The organism is Pseudomonas gorinensis, assembly GCF_042015035.1.
In the GTDB taxonomy this organism is placed as follows: Bacteria; Pseudomonadota; Gammaproteobacteria; order Pseudomonadales; family Pseudomonadaceae; genus Aquipseudomonas; species Aquipseudomonas gorinensis.
Window position 1 is genome coordinate 1,203,511 of the sequence record NZ_CP167125.1, and the last position, 14,644, is coordinate 1,218,154.

At 59.2% G+C, this 14,644-nt stretch carries 21 protein-coding genes; 10 read left to right on the forward strand and 11 right to left on the reverse strand.

Going from position 1 to position 14,644, the window contains the following annotated elements:
* Positions 1-15 precede the first annotated feature (15 nt).
* The 9 genes from AB7933_RS05330 to sctU are packed head-to-tail and all read left to right on the forward strand — an operon-like array spanning position 16 to position 6,970.
* A complete protein-coding gene (locus AB7933_RS05330; RefSeq protein WP_024073273.1) occupies positions 16-921 on the forward strand; it encodes an FHA domain-containing protein in 906 nt (301 codons plus the stop codon).
* Positions 918-2,279, forward strand: a complete 1,362-nt coding sequence (locus AB7933_RS05335; protein ID WP_024073274.1) for a FliI/YscN family ATPase — start codon at positions 918-920, stop codon at positions 2,277-2,279. Before AB7933_RS05330 ends, AB7933_RS05335 begins: the two co-directional genes overlap by 4 nt.
* The gene (gene sctO / locus AB7933_RS05340; protein WP_024073275.1) at positions 2,266-2,679 is read left to right on the forward strand and encodes a type III secretion system stalk subunit SctO; all 414 of its coding nucleotides are present in this window, start codon (positions 2,266-2,268) and stop codon (positions 2,677-2,679) included. Before AB7933_RS05335 ends, sctO begins: the two co-directional genes overlap by 14 nt.
* Positions 2,676-3,128: a type III secretion system HrpP C-terminal domain-containing protein gene (locus tag AB7933_RS05345; RefSeq protein ID WP_024073276.1), complete on the forward strand. Its 453-nt coding sequence runs from the start codon at positions 2,676-2,678 to the stop codon at positions 3,126-3,128. The genes sctO and AB7933_RS05345 overlap by 4 nt, the downstream gene beginning before the upstream one ends.
* Positions 3,125-4,156, forward strand: coding sequence for a FliM/FliN family flagellar motor switch protein (locus AB7933_RS05350; protein ID WP_041160833.1), 1,032 nt, complete (start codon positions 3,125-3,127; stop codon positions 4,154-4,156). The genes AB7933_RS05345 and AB7933_RS05350 overlap by 4 nt, the downstream gene beginning before the upstream one ends.
* Positions 4,153-4,806, forward strand: a complete 654-nt coding sequence (gene sctR / locus AB7933_RS05355) for a type III secretion system export apparatus subunit SctR (protein WP_024073278.1) — start codon at positions 4,153-4,155, stop codon at positions 4,804-4,806. Before AB7933_RS05350 ends, sctR begins: the two co-directional genes overlap by 4 nt.
* Positions 4,807-4,813: 7 nt before the next feature.
* On the forward strand, positions 4,814-5,077 hold the full coding sequence (sctS, locus tag AB7933_RS05360) for a type III secretion system export apparatus subunit SctS (protein ID WP_024073279.1): 264 nt from the start codon (positions 4,814-4,816) through the stop codon (positions 5,075-5,077).
* Positions 5,078-5,087: 10 nt separating this feature from the next.
* The gene (gene sctT, locus AB7933_RS05365) at positions 5,088-5,876 is read left to right on the forward strand and encodes a type III secretion system export apparatus subunit SctT (protein ID WP_024073280.1); all 789 of its coding nucleotides are present in this window, start codon (positions 5,088-5,090) and stop codon (positions 5,874-5,876) included.
* Positions 5,873-6,970, forward strand: a complete 1,098-nt coding sequence (gene sctU / locus AB7933_RS05370) for a type III secretion system export apparatus subunit SctU (protein ID WP_024073281.1) — start codon at positions 5,873-5,875, stop codon at positions 6,968-6,970. Before sctT ends, sctU begins: the two co-directional genes overlap by 4 nt.
* A 12-nt stretch (positions 6,971-6,982) precedes the next feature.
* On the opposite strand, the gene AB7933_RS05375 is transcribed toward sctU, so the two are convergent.
* The 3 genes from AB7933_RS05375 to sctC are packed head-to-tail and all read right to left on the reverse strand — an operon-like array spanning position 6,983 to position 9,704.
* Positions 6,983-7,345 (reverse strand): hypothetical protein, encoded by a 363-nt coding sequence (locus AB7933_RS05375; protein ID WP_024073282.1) that lies wholly within the window; start codon positions 7,343-7,345, stop codon positions 6,983-6,985.
* A 5-nt stretch (positions 7,346-7,350) separates the two neighbouring features.
* Positions 7,351-7,554 (reverse strand): HrpT family type III secretion system protein, encoded by a 204-nt coding sequence (hrpT, locus tag AB7933_RS05380; protein ID WP_024073283.1) that lies wholly within the window; start codon positions 7,552-7,554, stop codon positions 7,351-7,353.
* Complete coding sequence (gene sctC, locus AB7933_RS05385) at positions 7,551-9,704, reverse strand: type III secretion system outer membrane ring subunit SctC (RefSeq protein ID WP_024073284.1); 2,154 nt, start codon at positions 9,702-9,704, stop codon at positions 7,551-7,553. The genes hrpT and sctC overlap by 4 nt, the downstream gene beginning before the upstream one ends.
* A 282-nt stretch (positions 9,705-9,986) precedes the next feature.
* Between sctC and AB7933_RS05390 the strand changes: the two genes are divergently transcribed.
* Positions 9,987-10,130: a hypothetical protein gene (locus tag AB7933_RS05390; RefSeq protein ID WP_024073286.1), complete on the forward strand. Its 144-nt coding sequence runs from the start codon at positions 9,987-9,989 to the stop codon at positions 10,128-10,130.
* Here AB7933_RS05390 and AB7933_RS05395 read toward each other — a convergent pair.
* The 8 genes from AB7933_RS05395 to AB7933_RS05430 form a co-directional block, all read right to left on the reverse strand.
* Positions 10,114-10,350: a hypothetical protein gene (locus AB7933_RS05395; protein ID WP_024073287.1), complete on the reverse strand. Its 237-nt coding sequence runs from the start codon at positions 10,348-10,350 to the stop codon at positions 10,114-10,116. The two genes, AB7933_RS05390 and AB7933_RS05395, sit on opposite strands and share 17 nt — an antisense overlap.
* A 110-nt stretch (positions 10,351-10,460) precedes the next feature.
* Complete coding sequence (gene sctL, locus AB7933_RS05400; RefSeq protein ID WP_024073288.1) at positions 10,461-11,051, reverse strand: type III secretion system stator protein SctL; 591 nt, start codon at positions 11,049-11,051, stop codon at positions 10,461-10,463.
* Positions 11,029-11,610, reverse strand: coding sequence for a hypothetical protein (locus AB7933_RS05405; protein ID WP_041160835.1), 582 nt, complete (start codon positions 11,608-11,610; stop codon positions 11,029-11,031). The genes sctL and AB7933_RS05405 overlap by 23 nt, the downstream gene beginning before the upstream one ends.
* On the reverse strand, positions 11,603-12,388 hold the full coding sequence (gene sctJ / locus AB7933_RS05410; RefSeq protein WP_024073290.1) for a type III secretion system inner membrane ring lipoprotein SctJ: 786 nt from the start codon (positions 12,386-12,388) through the stop codon (positions 11,603-11,605). Before sctJ ends, AB7933_RS05405 begins: the two co-directional genes overlap by 8 nt.
* A gap of 4 nt (positions 12,389-12,392) precedes the next feature.
* Entirely contained in the window at positions 12,393-12,758 is a 366-nt protein-coding gene (locus AB7933_RS05415; protein ID WP_024073291.1) for a hypothetical protein, read from the reverse strand.
* 88 nt (positions 12,759-12,846) lie between these two features.
* Positions 12,847-13,014, reverse strand: a complete 168-nt coding sequence (locus tag AB7933_RS05420; protein ID WP_024073292.1) for a hypothetical protein — start codon at positions 13,012-13,014, stop codon at positions 12,847-12,849.
* 172 nt (positions 13,015-13,186) lie between these two features.
* Positions 13,187-13,393 (reverse strand): hypothetical protein, encoded by a 207-nt coding sequence (locus tag AB7933_RS05425; protein WP_143036950.1) that lies wholly within the window; start codon positions 13,391-13,393, stop codon positions 13,187-13,189.
* An 85-nt stretch (positions 13,394-13,478) separates the two neighbouring features.
* Positions 13,479-14,402 carry a sigma-54-dependent Fis family transcriptional regulator gene (locus tag AB7933_RS05430; RefSeq protein WP_024073293.1) on the reverse strand — a complete coding sequence of 308 codons (924 nt, stop codon included), beginning with the start codon at positions 14,400-14,402 and terminating at the stop codon, positions 13,479-13,481.
* Between the last annotated feature and the right edge of the window lie 242 nt (positions 14,403-14,644).

Genomic DNA, 14,644 nt, shown 5'->3' on the forward strand with positions numbered 1-14,644 from the left:
TTCGAGGGCCTGACCATGTTTGAGTTGCGCGTACTGAACGGCTTGCACCAAGGAGCCGCGTTGCCGTTATTTGGCGAGCAGTGGTGCATCGGCTCCAATGCGGAGGCCGATCTGGCGCTTTACGACCCGGGTATTGCCACGCGCCATGCCTGGCTGCGCCAGGTGGAGCAGCGCTGGTGCGTGCAGGCAGAAGAAGGGTTGCTGCACGACGACCAGGGGCAGGTGTTGGCGCAAATTGTTGACCTGGCCCTGGACCGGCCGTTTTCCATCGGCGCCATTCGGTTGTGTGTGTCGCTCACCGATCAGCCGTGGCCTGCGGAGCCTGCGCCTGAACCCAGTGTCGAGATGTTTGAGGTGCCCGCTGAGGCGCCGCCGGAGCTGCGCCTGAGCACCCTGCGCGGGCCTGCACAAAAACGCGTGATCAGTGGGCTGGTGGTATTCGCGGTGCTGGTTGCTGCGGTGGGCGTGATGAACGCCGGCGATCAGGATGTCCAGGCTTCACTGATGCCTGCGCCCGTGCAGAAAATTGATCTGGCCACCGTCGCTGAAGTGCGCCAGCAGTTGCTCAAGATGCTGAGCGAGCGCGAGTTGGCGCAACGGGTCAGCATGCAGGTGATCAATGGGCAGATCTCACTCAACGGTGACGTGTCATCGGAAGAAATGGCGCTGCTGTCGCGCATGCTCGGCCGTTTTGCCGAGCGTTTCGACACCCCCGTGCCGGTCATCAGCCGGGTGAGAGAAGGCAATAGCCAGCCGCCGTTCAAGATTACCCAGATTGTCGGTGGCCCGAACGGTCATGTCGTACTGGAGGGCGGACGCAGGTTGTTCCTTGGGGATGAAGTGGACGGGTTGCGCCTGGTCTCCATTGATAATGCCAAGGTGGTGTTCGATGGCCTGCGCCGCTATGAGGTGCGCTGGTGAGCCAGGACCTGCAGGACCGCCTTGACGCGTGGCAGGCACGCCAGGTCAGTCATCTGGCCAGCTTTGCGCCGGTGGCGGTGCGCGGACGTATCCAGCGCGTCAACGGCATGCTGTTGCAATGCCGGCTGCCTCAGGCGCGCATCGGCGACCTGTGCAAAGTGGATAAATACGGTGATGACAGCATGCTCGCCGAAATCATCGGCTTTGATCACCAGGATGCGGTACTCAGTGCCCTGGGCAACCTCGAAGGCGTGCAAGTGGGCGCCAGCGTGCAGCGCCTGGGCGTGCCGCATCGTGTGCGGGTCGGCCATGAACTACTGGGGCAGGTACTCGATGGTTTCGGTCGGCCGATAGCGGGCGAGGGGCCGGGGGCGTTTGTCGATGATGCCGACACCAAGGACGCGACCACGGTGCTGTGCGAAGCGCCGCTGCCCACTGAGCGCCCGCGTATTCATCAGGCGCTGGCGACGGGCGTGCGCTCGATCGACGGCTTGCTGACATTGGGAGAAGGCCAGCGCGTGGGGCTGTTCGCCGGTGCTGGTTGCGGCAAGACCACCTTGCTCGCCGAGATTGCCCGGAATGTCGAGTGCGATGTGATTGTGTTCGGCCTGATTGGTGAACGGGGCAGGGAGCTGCGCGAGTTTCTTGACCATGAACTCGACGACCAATTGCGGGCCAAGGCGGTACTGGTATGCGCAACGTCCGATCGCTCAAGTATGGAGCGGGCGCGTGCCGCCTTTACCGCCACGGCGCTGGCCGAAGGGTTTCGCCGCAAAGGCCAGCGGGTATTGCTGCTGATCGACTCCCTGACCCGTTTTGCCCGGGCTCAGCGTGAAATCGGTCTGGCTGCGGGTGAACCGTTGGGGCGCGGTGGTTTGCCGCCGTCGGTCTACAGCTTGTTGCCGCGTTTGGTGGAGCGCGCTGGCCTGACTCGCGAAGGCGTGATCACGGCGATCTACACCGTGCTGATCGAACAGGACTCCATGAGCGACCCGGTGGCCGATGAAGTGCGCTCGCTGCTCGACGGGCACATCGTACTGTCGCGCAAGCTTGCCGAACGCGGGCACTACCCTGCGGTGGATGTGCTGGCCAGCCTGTCGCGGATTCTGAGCAATGTGGCCGAGCCTTCGCACATACAAGCCGGTACCGCGCTGCGGCGCCTGCTGTCGGCGTACCAGCAGATTGAACTGATGCTCAAGCTGGGGGAATACCAGGCTGGCAACGACGCCCTCACGGACATGGCGGTAGACAGTCGGCAGGCAGTCGATGGTTTCCTGCGCCAGGATTTGCGCGAGCCTTCGCCACTGGCGTCCACCCTCCAACAACTTTCGGAGCTGACGGCGTATGTCCCTTTCTGAACTGGAGACCCTGCGCCGCCTACGCAGGCATCGCGCCGATCGCGCCGAGCGCGCGTTGCGTGAAGCGAAGCGGCACCAGCGCGCCCTGCAGGCGCACATCGAGCAGGCCGAGGACGCGCTGGAGCAGACACGGCAGCAGGAGGCCAGGCAAAGCGCGCAATTACTGAGCGAGCACCAGGGGCAGGTGGTGTCGGTGTGCATGCTCAAATCCTGGACGGCCAAAGAACACACCCTGTCCGCCGACACCCGCCGTGAGGAGGATCGTTTGCAGGGGCTGCATGGGCAGAAGGAGACGCATGTGATTGAAGTGGAACGCGCACAAAAGCAGGTCAACCAGTGCTTGCGCCAGGTCGAAAAACTCCAGGAGCTTTCTGCTTTGTTGACACGGGAGGTGCTATGACACAGGTCCCGGCAGGCAAGCCTGAACGCCCCCGCCCATTGCGTGACGAGCGTGAGGCGACGCCAGGTCTCGTATTCCTGTGGGAGCAGGGCCGGCTCTTTGCGAACCTGTGCGCCGGCGAAGGCGGCGGGGAGGGGTTCGGTAGTTCGTTGCACGCCACGCAGGCATCTGCCGATACGGCGATGGTCGAGGCGTTCGCCGAGCAATTGGTACCGCGCCTCAATGCGGCGTCTCAGTGGCCTTTGCAGGCAGTGTTCTATTTGCCGCGGCTGGGCCGCATCGACGTCAACGTACGGCGAGAGATGGGGGCGCTGCAGATTGAACTGGACCCGGAGGAAGAGCGCACGCGGTCGTGGTTGGGGGATATGCGCCAGCGATGCGAGGACCGCTTGAGCGCTGAGTTGAGGCGGCCAGTGCAGGTGTCGGTGACCCTGTCAGGCTGCCTATGATGATTTCGCCTTTGACGCTGCCTGTGGTCGACGGCGCCATCGTTGCCGCCTTGCGACGGCTGGGACGGGGGTTGCGGCTGTCGTATCAGGTGGCGGGCCAGCATGGCGAGCTGTTGCTGGAGCCGGGCCATATGCCCCGCGCGAACGGCTCTTTTGTTTTCGATACCGCCTGTGGGGCGCTGGCGTTCGGTAATCCTGGCCCGGTCCTCAGCTTGCTCGGTGACTGCCCGGTGACATTGGCTGAGCACGGCAATGACCCTGATGCGTGGTTCTGGGCGTTGTTTCAACATCAACTCAGCCCTCAAGTGCAGTCGTTACTGGGGTATCTGCGCTTGCAGGAAAGCGAGCAGCCACACGATTTCAGTTGTCGCCTGACGGTGAGGTTGGGCGAATCCCGAGTGGTGGACCGCCTCTCACTCGCGCCCGATACCTTCCTTGCTCTGTGCGATGCGGGCCCCTGGCAATCGCTTGCCCCGTCGTTACCTCATTCGCTGACGCTCTCGGTGTCGGTGCTGCTGGGGCATTCGCAACTGCCTATCAGCCAGGTGAGCAGCGTACGCCCCGGTGACGTACTCATGTTGAAAAACCCGATGTTCAACGCCAACGGTGACGGGCGTTTGCGCGTGGGCCGCCAGGGCTTGCAAGGGCGGCTGGACCATGACACCGGGGTCTTGCGCTTTACTTTTTTTTCTATCGAGGAAATGTGTGTGGATGAGGTTTCAGCAGACCAGAACCAGGGCTACGAGTGGGCCGATCCGTCGCCAGCCACCGATCAAGCGCCTGTGGATATATTCGGGCGTGAGCCATTTGACGAACTGGCGATGGGTTTGAGCGTGCGCTGTGGCACGTTGCAGCTGACCTTGGGTGAGTTGCACCAACTCGCGCCTGGTGCCGTGCTCGGCGTCTCGGGGTACGCGCCGGGCATGGCGGGGCTGTATTACGGCGACCGGCCTATAGGGCATGGGCAACTGGTGGATGTGGATGGTCGCTTGGGCCTGCAATTGTCCCGCGTGATTTTTTCCCGATGAACTTCCAGGGGATCGACCCGCTTCTGCTCGCGCTGTTCCTGGGTGCCCTGTCATTGATGCCGATGTTGTTGATCGTGTGCACCGCGTTCCTGAAGATCGTGATTGTGCTGATGATCACGCGCAACGCGATTGGCGTGCAGCAAGTGCCGCCCAGCATGGCCATCAACGGCATCGCGCTGGCGGCGACGATGTTCATCATGGCGCCGGTGGGTTATGAAATCGCCGAGGCCGTCAAGGTAACGCCGGTGGACTTGAGCAGCGTGCACGCGTTTGAGCAGACCAGTGTCAACGCGATACAGCCCTTGAGGGCTTTTATGATGCGCAACACTGACGCGGACATCCTGACGCATTTGGTCGAAAACACCGCGCGCATGTGGCCCGCGGAAATGGCCCAGGCCGCACGTCGTGACGACCTGATCCTGCTGGTGCCGGCCTACGTACTGTCGCAATTGCAGGCGGGGTTCGAGATCGGGTTTCTGATCTATATCCCGTTTATCGTCATCGACCTGATCGTCTCCAACCTGCTGCTGGCGTTGGGCATGCAAATGGTTTCGCCGATGACCATTTCGCTGCCGCTCAAGCTGCTGCTGTTCGTGCTGGTTTCAGGTTGGTCGCGGTTACTCGACAGCCTGTTCCTGTCCTACCTCTGAGGCGCTTATGGACCCGATCATGCTGTTCAAGCAGGGCATGCTGCTGGTGGTGGTGCTGTCGGCGCCGCCGCTGATCGTCGCGGTGATTGTCGGTGTGCTGACGTCCCTGATACAGGCCCTGATGCAGATACAGGATCAGACGCTGCCTTTCGGCATCAAGCTGGTAGCGGTCGGCATCACCCTGGTGTTGACGGGACGTTGGATTGGCCTGGAGTTGATCCAACTGATCAACCTGACCTTCGACATGGTTGCCCGCTCGGCGCTGAACTGAGGTAACACCTGTGCTGCTTTATCTTGATTACTTGCCCAGCCTGGTGATCGCCATGGCGCGTATCTATCCCTGCGCGATTCTCGTACCGGCGTTTTGCTTTCAGCACATTCGTGGCATGCCGCGACATGTCATTGTGATGGTTGTGGCGTTGATGCCGGCCCCTGGGATTCATGCTGCGTTGGCGGGTGCGGATTATTCGCTGTTGATGATCGGCGCTCTGGTGCTGAAGGAAGCGGTACTGGGCTTGTTGCTCGGTGTGTTGCTTTCGATGCCGTTCTGGTTGTTCGAGTCGGTCGGCGCGTTACTGGACAACCAGCGCGGGGCCTTGACCGGTGGCCAGATCAATCCTTCGCTGGGGCCGGACGCAACGCCCATCGGTCACATGTTCAAGCAACTGGCGATCTTCCTGCTGATGGTAACCCTTGGGCTTGGCGTCCTGACCCAGGTCATTTGGGACAGTTACCTGATCTGGCCTCCCACCGCATGGTGGCCGGTGCCGGCGGTCAATGGCTTTGGCGAGTTCCTGGGGCTGCTGGGCGATACCTTCATGCATATGATGCTGTACGCCGCGCCCTTTATCACGGTGCTGTTGCTGCTGGAATTCGGGGTAGCGTTGCTCAGTTTATACAGCCCGCAATTGCAAGTGTCATCGCTGGCGATGCCCGTCAAATGCCTGGCTGGGCTGGCGTTCCTGCTCTTGTATTTGCCTCTTCTGCAAGACTTGATCATGGGCAGGATGAGTCTGTTGGGCGACCTTAAGCATTCTCTGGGCTTGATGTTCCAGGGGGCGCAGCCGTGAGTGACTCTGGGGAGAAAAAACACGCCGCGACTCCCAAGAAGCTGCGTGACCAGCGTAAGAAAGGCCAGGTTGCTCAAAGCCAGGACGTGGCCAAGCTGCTGGTACTGACGGCCTTGAGTGAAATTGCACTGTTCACCGCCGAAACCAGTATGCAGCGTTTTCAGCAACTGCTGGTGTTGCCCATGGCGCGCATGGGGCAACCTTTCGTGCGCGCACTGGAAGAGGTCTTGTTCGAAGGCTTGCTGGTGTTTTTCTCTTTTGCCCTGCTGATGGTGGGGGTGGCGATCGCGGTCAAATTGATCAGCAGCTGGATGCAGTTCGGTTTCCTCTTCGCCCCGGAAACCTTGAAACCAGATTTCAATCGGCTCAACCCCCTTAACCAGGCCAAGCAGATGTTTTCCGGCCAGTCGGTGATGAACCTGTTGATGGGGTTGGCCAAGGCCGTGCTGCTGACGCTGATTTTGTACGTGGTCATTGGCCCGTCGTTGAGCGCGTTGGTGAGCCTGGCCAGTGGCGACCTGCAAAGTTATGTCTTGGCGCTGATGACGCTGTTTCGACACTTGCTGCACATGTGCCTGGGCTTGCTGCTGGTGCTGGCAATCGTTGACCTGGCGTTGCAGAAGTACTTTTTTGCCAAGCGCATGCGGATGACCCAGGTGGAAGTGGTCAAGGAGTACAAGGATATGGAGGGCGACCCTCACGTCAAGGGCCAGCGCCGTCAGTTGGCCTACGAGTTGGCGAATGAGGAGCCCAAGGTCAAGCTGCCCAAGCTGGAAGAGTCCGACATGCTGGTGGTCAACCCGACGCATTTTGCGGTGGCTTTGTACTATCGCCCTGGCAAGACGCCGCTGCCGCAGCTTGTGGAAAAAGGTACGGACGCCCAGGCCCGCAAACTGATCGACCGATGCAAGTCGGCGGGCATACCCGTGATTCAGTGTGTCTGGTTGGCGCGCACGCTCTACAAGCAGAAGTTGGGGGGCAACATTCCCCGTGAGACGCTGCAGGCCGTTGCTTTGATCTACCGTACTTTGCGTGAACTGGACGATGAGGCCAAGCGAGAGACCCTGGAGTTGCCCGAACTGGACCAGCGTTGAGCCATCGTGTGTTCAACGATTGCAGTGTCGATCCAGGGCTTCAAGTTCTGCGAGCGAGAGCAGGCGGCTGAGGATTTGATCCAGGGGAATATCGGTAGATACCACCGGGTGCCAGAGAATCAGGGCTCCCCCGGCATTCGAAAAGACAAAGCAGCCATCGAACGCCAAGGCCTGTTCGAAGCGGCGTTCCAGCACACGCTGGAACTGGCCGGCCTGTAAGACACGCGGTGCAATTTGCAGGGCCAGGCCGAGCTGTTCCCCGGCTTTCAGCGCAGACAGGTGGATGCCTTTTGACAGGTGCAGGTGAGTGGCAGCGCCACTCACCAGGTCATTGAGGAGTACCCGACGATGTTCGGCGTCTGTGGGTATTTCCATAGGGGTCATCGTTCCAGCGAAACCGTCTGGTGATCCGAACGTTCCCCGGAGGGGCCGGGTTGCACACGCATGTGTTCCGGCCACCAGATCACCATCTTGTCGGCGCTCGATTGTGGACGTGAGCACGAGTCACCCCGGCAGGTGGGGGTGCAACCGGCGACAAACAGCACCAGGCTGATCAATGTAAAGCTGGAGAGTAGGCGAGTCATTCTGGTTTCTTTCCGTTAGGTGCGATCAACGAGGGACGAGAAACGCCAATGTGTTCGTCTTTCACCACAGGGCGCATGGCGATGAACACTTCCGCTTCTTCACCCGGTTTGAGCCAGGCACGCGGCCAGGCGGTCACTGCCAGGGTCTGCGAATTGCTGCACTCTTTCTCATCGATGCGCACATGGCGGTCGTACTGGTTGCGCAGTACCACGACGGCGACGTTGAATTGCGGGCCGACATACCATTGGCTGCGTTCGGTATTGAGTGCGAGCAGGTCACGGGTGGTGCACAAGGTATCCAGGCCCAGTGGCATCGGGGTCGCCTTGAAGGCTTTGGGGACTTGCCCGGTGACGAGTGTGGCCATGGCATGGATCAAGTCGTTGCGCTTGATTTCCGGTGCGTGGGGCGTCATGCGCCGTGCCAGTGGTTTGAGGGCTGTTTGCAGTTCCAACTGATCGGCCTGGGGCAAGTAGCGCGAAGGGTCGGCCTGGTCGCCAATGACCCTGGGCGTGATGATGAACAGGCGCTCGCGTCGATTGTTTTTGCGTTCAGTGGACGAAAACAGCGCCTTGCCCAGCAACGGGATATCACCCAGCAGGGGAATCTTGTTGAGCTGGTCAGTGTTATCGGTGACGTGGAAGCCACCCACCACCAGCGAACGTTTTTCGGCCATGACCGCTTGGGTGCTGACCGCGCCCTTGCGCACATCGGGCCCGATGCGGTTGGGGTTGGATTCGTCGAAATTGCCGTCTTCGATATCGACCGCCAAGTGGATCTGATGGCTGCCACGCGAAGTGATTACCCGTGGGACCACCTGGAAGCTGGTTCCCACGGTGATCGGCAGGATGGTTGCCACTTCGGAGCCGGCCGTGAGGTACTGCGTGCGGTTGAAGTCGATCACTGCCGGTTGGTTTTCCAGGGTCAAGACGGATGGGTTCGACACCAGGGTCGCCAGGCCACGCCGCTCCAGCGCCCTGACAGCGGCAAAGAATCCATCCCGGTTATTGATCGCCAATTGCGACGAGGTGCCTGGGGCGATGTTGTTCACGCCGCCCTGGAAATTGCCATTGCGAAACCCCCAGTTCACGCCGAGCTCACGCATCTGCGTGCGTTCGATGTCGAGGATGATCGCGTCGATTTCCACCAACTTGCGCGCGACGTCCAACTGGGTGATCAGGTCGCGGTACATCGCGTGGCGTTCCGGCAAGTCGTAGATCATCACGGCGTTGTTGCGCACATCGGCTTCGACGCGAATTCGCCCGGGCGAGACCCGTGCGCGCGGGGTCAGGGACATGCCCGGGTCGGCGGTCGCCTGGCTCGTCGGCGGGGTGAGCATCTGGCCCAATAGAGGGTTGCCGAGCCGGGGAAAGCCCTGGGCCAGGGGCGATATTACAGGGGCGCCTGACGCGGCTGAGGGGCGCTGGGTAACCTGCGCGGCAGCTGAGGGAGAGCGAGGTTCAAGCAAACCCTGCAGCATGCTGGCGATACCGGGGATGAGCATTTTCTCGCCGCGATAATCGATCTGGCGGTCTGCCGCATTGGCGAATTTCAGCGGGTAGGTCAGCACGCTCTGTTTTTCGTCGGTAGAACGGCGCTGGCTGCTGAATTGTTTGATCTGTTCTATGTAGCGCTTGGGGCCGGACACCAGCACCACGCCGTCCTCGGGCAATTCGCCCCAGCCGAAACGGCTATCGAGAAGGCCGATATCGGTGAGTGCCTGCTTCAGGTCGGCTACGGTTTCGCTCGACACTTCCAGGCGCGCGGACTCCTGCTGGTCCAGGGTGCTGATGTAGAGGGTGTTGTTGTACAAGTACCACTGGAAGCGGTGTTCAGTCCCCAGGCGGTCGAGCAGTGACTGCGGGGTATTCGCGCGAATCTTGCCGTTGACGTTGCCTTCCAGCAGGCCTTCGATCTGCAATTGCGTGCCAAACGTCTGGGCGAAATCATCGAGTACTTCGCGCAAGGGTTTGTGCTCGGCCTCGTAGGCGTAGGCGGTGTTTTTCCACTCTGGGGGGATGGCGGCAAGGCTGCTGTGCAGCGGCGCCAGCAAGAAGGGCAGGGCCAGCAGGCAACGCCACTGAGTGGGTTTTACGGCTGCAACGGGCGAGCATGAGCGCAAGCGGGGGTGCTTGTGGATCTTGTTAGGCATGGCAGGTTCTCGGTTTCAGTACGGCAACTTACGTAGCGAAAGGGACCTGGACGGGGGGCCAGGCCTTGCCAGGCGCGCGACTACGCTGCGCCAGGTGTCGCGTTGGTTGAAAAGCGCTTCAAGGGATTTCAACAGGTGCTCCTGACTGCAATCCCGAGGCAGGCCTTGCAGCAGCCAGAGGTGGCCGGTTGCGGGAGCCAGGGCCAGGGCGCCCTGGAAATGCGCGAGACTGGACTGACCGAGACGATGCCAAGACTGCAACGAGTAATGTTCGAGGCGTGAATGCGTCAGTTGAACGCCCAGAAGTACGCGGTGTTCAGAGCATTGCACGCTGACTTCATCGTCCTGTTCAAACAGCAGCACATGCTGTTCGCGGCCAGCCAAACAGTCAGCCAGTTTTTGCTGGCAACTACTGGATACCATTGATGACGGCTTTTATCGTGTCGTGCTTGTAGCTGAGATAGCTTGAGCTTGTGGCAAAACTGGACACCAGGTTCGACTTCACCTCGATCATCTGTTCAAAAAGCCGTTGAGCCTCTTCACCGCCTTCGCTGTTATCAACATCGGCGCTGATTTGACTGAGCTGCTTTTCGGCCTGGGCCTGCTGCCGGTAGTGCCTTATGAGTAAACGGTCATCAAACGTCATCGGGGTTTCTCCTCGTTGGGGCTACCCCTGAGTGGCAGCCGATTTGTGACAAGTTCCATCCACCGATTTATTTGTTTTAAAAAACAACCCGCCCTCGCCAAGTCGTATCGTTACTTGATATTGGCCTTGGGGGAGGGCGTCACCAGGTTGTCCAGGGTATCGGTCCAATTGATGTGAAACCCACCGTCTTCTGTTTCCAGGACCAGCGATTGGGCGGCGAGCGTGCTTTCGACTCGAAGCGTCCAAGGCACACCGCAATGGCGGCTGAGCCACTGTTCGACAGGCTCGCGGTCCAGTGGATTGCACAGCAAGCTCGCCTTGATCGGCGGCAACTGGGCATCCAGCAGCTTGTTGAGCAGCGCGGTGAGGCGTTGAGCGGGTAGGGTTTCTTCCAGGAAACTTCGGATCGCTGTGTTTATGACTGACGTCGCGACCTGCTCCAGCTTTTCGTACATCGCCTGGCGTTCCGATTCCCAACGATGCAGTTGGGCGTTGGCGCGCTGCCAGAACTCATGCCCAGCGCTTTCCAGTATTTTTTCGCACTCTGCCTGTGCTTGGCAGGTGAGTGCCTGTGCGTGGGCTTCTGCCTGTTCGATCAATTGACGGGCCTGCGCATAGTCAGCCAGCATTTCTCTGGGAATCAGCGCCATGGGCAGGTTGGGCGTGAGGGTGTGCAGCTCAATCGTGTGGGCGCAAAACATGGCGGGAGTTCTCGCGTGGGGCGTGCGGGGCATCATCGAAGGGAGCAGAGGTGGCGCGCCAGAGAGCGGCTTGCCACAGGGTGTCCAACCGGCCTTGACTATCCATCAGCTTGGGCTGCCGCTCGACTTCAAGTACCCGTGGGGGGGCAAAGCTCAAGCGCAATCGTCGCCAGATGGCGGGGGCCACCCATGCGCGCAGGTAGTGCAAAGGGTCGTCGATGTTCATCTGTGTCGGGTCGGGTGCCAGTGCCTTGGCCAGGCGCTGGCACCAGAGAAGTTGTTCCTGGTTCAAGCGGCTGTCGTTGGGCGCGTTGTAGACCTCATTGACCAACACCAAGACGAGGTCTCGTTGGGGGGCGCTGGCGAGGACCAGTTGCAGCAAGGCGGGCGAAGGGGCAGGGGGGAGCTCGGGTTCGATGTCGAACAGGAGGCTCATCCTGCCATGATGACTGCGTGAAAGCGCTTCTGTTTGTTCAACGCCCGTATGAGTACGCCAATCCGGGTGGGCATGTTTCCAAGGCGAGGCCCACCATCGTACCCAGGCCAGATCCTCACTCATGGGCGTGATCGATTGCCGGTTTTGAGGTGGGAGCATGCATTGTCCTGCGCCGCCAGATCACCCATCCAGCGCCTGCCAGTACCAGGGCGACAAGAGGGGCGGTAACGCTGGTACGCCAGAACCCGAGGTCTTGTTCCGGCACCAGGAAGGGGCCGAGATAGGTCAGCTGTTGCTGCTCCTGATAGGCTGCCGCCGGTACGAAAACGACGGTCAGTTTTTGCGTATTGTCGATGGCCGACGTCATGCCGGGGATGCTGCTGGCCACCATCCTGCGTACCCTGGGGCGAATATTGTCGGGGTCCAGCCGAGGGTCATGCTTGATGAAAACGGAGGCGGATGCCGGTTGCACCGGTTCGCCGGGCGCCACCCGCTCCGGCAGCACTACATGGACGCGCGCAACGATGACACCGTCTATGTTCGATAAGGTCGCCTCCAGCTCCTGGGACAGCGCATAGATGTAGCGGGCGCGCTCTTCCAACGGGGTGGAGATGACACCTTCCTTGCGAAAGATATCCCCCAATGTCGAGCGGGTCACTTTAGGCAGGCCAACGGCTTCAAGCGTGCGGACCGCTCGGCTGATGTCATTTGCCCTGACACGAACGATGACTCCGTCTTTTGCCGGGACTTTCTGGGCACGGATCTGTTTGTCTGCCAACTCCGCAATGACTTCGTTGGCTTCCTGCTCGGATAATTGGCGATGAAGCTCTACGCTTTCACCGCAGCCCGCTAGCAGCAACACCGATGAAAAAAACAACGTAGTGGTTAGACGGCGGGACATACACCTACCCCATGCTGGCGACTTTATCGACGCCTTTCACGATTGCGCCGAGTACCTTGACGCCTGCCACCACGTTAACGTGCGATTCGGAAAGCGATTGGGCGAACTCATGTGCGTCCTTGGTTTTCTTGTTCAGGCTCATGTCCCGAAACCCCTTGGACACTCGTTTCGATAACGTCGCAGACTCAGCAGGCCCCAAGGTCAAGGGGAGGCCCATTCCCGTGGGCGCGGTACCTTTGCCTGGCCGCTCGGAGAGGTTCAGTTGCGCGGTGAAAAAATTGCTGTCGGACGTCCCGTCGAGCGCAGCCGGCGTTTCAGCCTGAGTGATGGTGTTCCCGTTTCCCGGGCCCCCTGCGTTGTTGGTGTACATATGAACCTCCAGCGAGCGCGTCGATTGTTGCATCTGTTGGGCAGTGGAGACCTCCTCTGCCGGATGGGCAAAGGAGGTCGGTTCTTACTTAGGCGAATCTCAACGATTTTACGCGGCCCGCTTTTGCTGTAGTCAGTTCTTGCTCAGCGGTTTTTGCAGCCTCTTCGACAACTTTCTTTTCTTTGTCGGCGTTGATTCGGTCCAGTTGTGCTTGAGCGCCAGCGCTCACTCCACCGGTAGGTATTGAGGAGGACATAAGAGTTACCTTCGTATTTGTCTGGATTGAAGTGCGGACAACGCTTGTTCGTTGTCTTTAGTGTTCTGAGCAACAGTGCAGTTGCTCATTGGCTAGGTGGTCAGCGACAAGAAGAACGTTCCGGTATATAAATAAGTTATTTGTTTTTAATTATTTCTTGTGAGACCGGGGTTCATGCGCTTCGCGATGGGCGATCAAGTGTTATTGCAATGTTGATGGATTCATATTCAATATGCTTTTTGTTATTGTTTGTTTCGTAGCAAGGGCGCTCCGGTGGTTTGTTGCAGCACTTTGCATTGTCAGGAGGGGCATCGTTTTGCGGGGGGCGTTTGATGTTGGTGATTAAACTCATAAAGTTGTTGATCAGGGTTAAGCACATGAAGTTTTCCTGTTGGCGTGTGAGTTAAGTCGCTCTAGAGGCTCACACGTATGTGGGAAATGCCTTCTGCTTCGTTCCAGGCACCCTAAGCCAGTGATATTTCGAGTTGCTTCATCCGGTAGTAGAGCGTGCGTTTGGCAACACCGAGTTCTGCTGCAACGTTATCGACACTGCGTGCGTGACGGCGCAGCGATTCCTCTATCAAGGCTTTTTCAATTTGCTGCAACCTTGCCTTCAGGTTTATTGGCGTGCTCTGTCGATTGGCCAGCGAGGAGGAGAGCGGGGGCAGGCCCAATACGAATCGCTTGGCGGTCGAGCGCAACTCACGCACGTTGCCCAGCCACGGGTGGCACAGTAACTGTTGCAACAACGCGGGGGGCGGAGGTGTTGCGGAACACTTAAAGTAGTTGGCCTCCTGCTCGATCATGTCCATGAACAAGGGGATGATGTGTTCACGCCTGTCACGCAGGGGGGGCAGGTGGATGTTGACGACATTCAGACGGAAATACAGGTCACGTCTGAAGGTGCCTTGCTCCACCATTTCATGCAATGCGTGCTGGGCCGAGGCAATGACGCGCATATCGACCTGGATGGATCGGGTCGATCCAAGGCGCTCGACGCCACGAGATTCCAGTACCCGTAACAGCTTGGCCTGTAACGAGAGTGGCATGCTATCGATCTCATCCAGATACAAGGTGCCCAAGTGGGCGGCTTCTACAAAGCCGGCGCGGGATTGCAATGCGCCGGTATAGGCGCCGCTGTTGACCCCGAATAGTTGGCTTTCGGCAAGGGTTTCCGGGATGGCAGCACAATTGACCGCGACGAAGTTACCCTTGCGCCGCGATAAACAGTGAATGCGTTGTGCCAGGGTGTCCTTGCCAGTGCCGGTTTCTCCAAGAAGCAAAATGTCGATGTTAAGAGGGGCGGTATTGTTGATGGTGGTTTCAATGATGGGGCAGTCGGTGAAAGGTATATCAGTCATAAGTTCATACTGATTGAGGGCCGACATAGTGCGAGTGCTCCAATGCAGTTGTCGCTTTGTTGAAGTTTAAGTTGGCGGTGGGCGCTCGCAAGTAAACCGGAAAACAGCAGCATTGTCATCGTGTTTTCGAACTGAGTTAGTCTTTTTGGAATGTGAGATGTAGAAGATTTTTAATGTGCGAATTCTATTTGGAGCAGGCGGGAATTGTGGTGTAAGAGAAATCTTAAATATGCTTTGAATGGTTTTAAAGTATGCATTTTTTGAGGGCA

Bases quoted from the DNA above. Each gene is read 5' to 3' on its own strand.
- sctC (WP_024073284.1), bottom strand. From the start codon at position 9,704: ATGCCTAACAAGATCCACAAGCACCCCCGCTTGCGCTCATGCTCGCCC.
- AB7933_RS05420 (WP_024073292.1), bottom strand. From the start codon at position 13,014: ATGTCCTCCTCAATACCTACCGGTGGAGTGAGCGCTGGCGCTCAAGCA.
- sctL (WP_024073288.1), bottom strand. From the start codon at position 11,051: ATGTTTTGCGCCCACACGATTGAGCTGCACACCCTCACGCCCAACCTG.
- sctS (WP_024073279.1), top strand. From the start codon at position 4,814: ATGGACCCGATCATGCTGTTCAAGCAGGGCATGCTGCTGGTGGTGGTG.
- sctO (WP_024073275.1), top strand. From the start codon at position 2,266: ATGTCCCTTTCTGAACTGGAGACCCTGCGCCGCCTACGCAGGCATCGC.
- AB7933_RS05405 (WP_041160835.1), bottom strand. From the start codon at position 11,610: ATGAGTGAGGATCTGGCCTGGGTACGATGGTGGGCCTCGCCTTGGAAA.
- AB7933_RS05345 (WP_024073276.1), top strand. From the start codon at position 2,676: ATGACACAGGTCCCGGCAGGCAAGCCTGAACGCCCCCGCCCATTGCGT.
- AB7933_RS05330 (WP_024073273.1), top strand. From the start codon at position 16: ATGTTTGAGTTGCGCGTACTGAACGGCTTGCACCAAGGAGCCGCGTTG.
- AB7933_RS05430 (WP_024073293.1), bottom strand. From the start codon at position 14,402: ATGTCGGCCCTCAATCAGTATGAACTTATGACTGATATACCTTTCACC.
- hrpT (WP_024073283.1), bottom strand. From the start codon at position 7,554: ATGACTCGCCTACTCTCCAGCTTTACATTGATCAGCCTGGTGCTGTTT.
- AB7933_RS05425 (WP_143036950.1), bottom strand. From the start codon at position 13,393: ATGTGCTTAACCCTGATCAACAACTTTATGAGTTTAATCACCAACATC.
- AB7933_RS05350 (WP_041160833.1), top strand. From the start codon at position 3,125: ATGATGATTTCGCCTTTGACGCTGCCTGTGGTCGACGGCGCCATCGTT.
- sctJ (WP_024073290.1), bottom strand. From the start codon at position 12,388: ATGTCCCGCCGTCTAACCACTACGTTGTTTTTTTCATCGGTGTTGCTG.
- AB7933_RS05375 (WP_024073282.1), bottom strand. From the start codon at position 7,345: ATGGAAATACCCACAGACGCCGAACATCGTCGGGTACTCCTCAATGAC.
- AB7933_RS05415 (WP_024073291.1), bottom strand. From the start codon at position 12,758: ATGTACACCAACAACGCAGGGGGCCCGGGAAACGGGAACACCATCACT.
- AB7933_RS05390 (WP_024073286.1), top strand. From the start codon at position 9,987: ATGCGTCAGTTGAACGCCCAGAAGTACGCGGTGTTCAGAGCATTGCAC.
- AB7933_RS05395 (WP_024073287.1), bottom strand. From the start codon at position 10,350: ATGACGTTTGATGACCGTTTACTCATAAGGCACTACCGGCAGCAGGCC.
- sctR (WP_024073278.1), top strand. From the start codon at position 4,153: ATGAACTTCCAGGGGATCGACCCGCTTCTGCTCGCGCTGTTCCTGGGT.